A 1915-nucleotide genomic window follows, 5' to 3' on the forward strand; every position below is an offset into this window, starting at 1 on the left:
CGCGCCTCGCACCACGCCAGCCGCACCGCCGGCCCCGCGAGCCTGGGCGCCACCACCGCCCCCGCCGACCCCAGCGCCTCCACACCCCAGGCCGGGTCGCCTGTCCGCTCCAGCTCCGCCTGGGAGCCCCAGCGCAGCCGCTCCGGCCGGACCGTCTCCGCCGCCCACAGCTCCGCCGTCTCGAAGAGCGCGCCCCGGGCCGCGGCCTCGAAGGTGAGCCCCTTGCCATTGCACACCTGGAGCACGTGTCCCCCCGGACGCACCGCGCAGGCGACCTCCACGCCGGTGCGGTCCAGGCCGGTGACCCGGGCAACCCGGGTCACGCCCAGGCCACGGGCCAGGGCATCGAGGAAGGCGGGGGAGGCGGGGTCCGTCAAGGCAGGCGACACGGCGGGGCACCTTGCCAGATTCCCCAGGGAGGGGACACCCGGCGCGGCGCGGCATGGGATGGCGGGGAAAACGTGGTAGGGGAAGGACGGCCCCGCCGTCGGGATGGAGCGCGCATCAAATGATTGCCGTCGGAGACCTCGCACCTGACTTCGTCGCGACCGACTGCCATGGTCAGAGCGTGCGGTTGTCGGAGCTGCGAGGCCGGCGCGTCGTGCTCTTCTTCTTCCCGCGCGCCTTCACCGTGGGCTGCACCATCGAGAACAGGGCGTTCCGGGACAACCACGAGCGGATCCGCGAGCTGGGCGCGGAGCTGGTCGGCGTCTCCGTGGACACGCTCACCACCCAGTGCGACTTCGCCCAGCAGGAGGGCATCCACTTCGCCCTGCTGGGGGACGACGAGCGGCGGATCAGCCGCGCATGGGGCGTGCTGTGGCCCGTCCTCAACATCGACCGGCGCGTCACCTTCATCATCGGCGCGGACGGCACCGTCGAGCACGTCATCCACCACGAGGTGCGCGTCTACCGCCACCTGGACGACGTGCTGAAGTACCTCCAGGCCCACCCCGCCCCGGGCAGCGACTCCGCCTCCGCGTGAGGGCTTCGCGCCCGCCCGCCTGCCCCGGACTGGACGGCGCCTGCTCGCCCCCCGGGGCGAAACGCGGGCCGGAAAATAACCTTCCGCCCCCTGGGGGGTTGGAGCCCCTGTGAGCGGACGGGTCCTAGGACTGGTGCGGCCCGTTGGGGCCGTGAGCGCTCTCTCGGACGAGGCCCTGTGCGGGGCCTTCCTCGCGGGGGACGCGGCGGCGTTCGGCCAGCTCTTCGAGCGGCACCGGGGCCTCGTCTTCTCGCTGATGCGCCGCTACACCGTGAGCGCGGAGGACGCGGCGGACCTGACGCAGCAGGCGTTCCTCCGGGCCCTGGAGGCGTCACGACGGGTGTTCGCGCGCTTCACGCCCACCACGCCCGCGCCCTTCCGTTCGTGGCTGGTGCGGGTGGCGCTCAACCTGGCGAAGAACCACGCGCGCCAGGGGCTGCGGTGGCGGCCGGTGCTGGTGGAGCCGGTGACGGATGACGTGGCGGCGGATCCAGGCGAGGGCGCGGAGGCGTCCCTGGAGCGCACCCAGCGGGGACAGCGGGTGCGTCAGGCGGTGCTGGCCCTGCCCCGCCGCCAGCGCGAGGTGCTGACGCTGCGGGTGGACGGCGGACTGCCCTTCAAGGACATCGCCGAGACGCTGGGCATCACGGAGAACAACGCGAAGGTGCAGTTCCACCACGCGGTGAAACGCTTGAAGGCCGACGTGGCCGGGGAGACGCGGTGATGGGTGCGTGCGTGGAATACGAGGAGCAGGCGAGCCTCCACGCCGCGGAGGCGCTGGAGGGCGAGGAGGCCACGCGCTTCCAGGCCCACCTGGAGTCCTGCGCGGCCTGCCAGGCGGAGGTGGCCTCCGCGCGCGAGGTGCTGGGGCTGGTGGCGCTGCCGCCCCAGACGCCCGGTGGAGGTGCGAGCGCGCAGGAGGGCCTGGGC

Annotated in this window: 4 protein-coding genes; 3 read left to right on the plus strand and 1 reads right to left on the minus strand. The window is 73.6% G+C overall.

Annotated elements, in window-relative coordinates:
* The coding region (locus ACLEQD_RS42320) for a YcaO-like family protein (RefSeq protein WP_410391629.1) at positions 1–389 on the minus strand (389 nt) is incomplete at its 3' end.
* 119 nt (positions 390–508) lie between these two features.
* On the opposite strand from ACLEQD_RS42320, the gene ACLEQD_RS42325 reads away from it, so the two are divergent.
* The 3 genes from ACLEQD_RS42325 to ACLEQD_RS42335 all read left to right on the plus strand — a co-directional run.
* Positions 509–985 (plus strand): peroxiredoxin, encoded by a 477-nt coding sequence (locus ACLEQD_RS42325; protein WP_410391630.1) that lies wholly within the window; start codon positions 509–511, stop codon positions 983–985.
* Between the two features lie 151 nt (positions 986–1136).
* Positions 1137–1709: an RNA polymerase sigma factor gene (locus ACLEQD_RS42330; RefSeq protein ID WP_410391632.1), complete on the plus strand. Its 573-nt coding sequence runs from the start codon at positions 1137–1139 to the stop codon at positions 1707–1709.
* Positions 1709–1915: zf-HC2 domain-containing protein (locus ACLEQD_RS42335; protein ID WP_410391634.1), on the plus strand; the 207-nt coding region annotated here is incomplete at its 3' end. The genes ACLEQD_RS42330 and ACLEQD_RS42335, both read left to right, overlap by 1 nt.

Source organism: Corallococcus sp. 4LFB (assembly GCF_046520365.1).
Taxonomy (GTDB): Bacteria; Myxococcota; Myxococcia; order Myxococcales; family Myxococcaceae; genus Corallococcus; species Corallococcus caeni.

What these genes read in the sequence shown, in the direction of transcription:
- ACLEQD_RS42325 (WP_410391630.1), top strand. Translation starts at nt 509, where the DNA reads ATGATTGCCGTCGGAGACCTCGCACCTGACTTCGTCGCGACCGACTGC.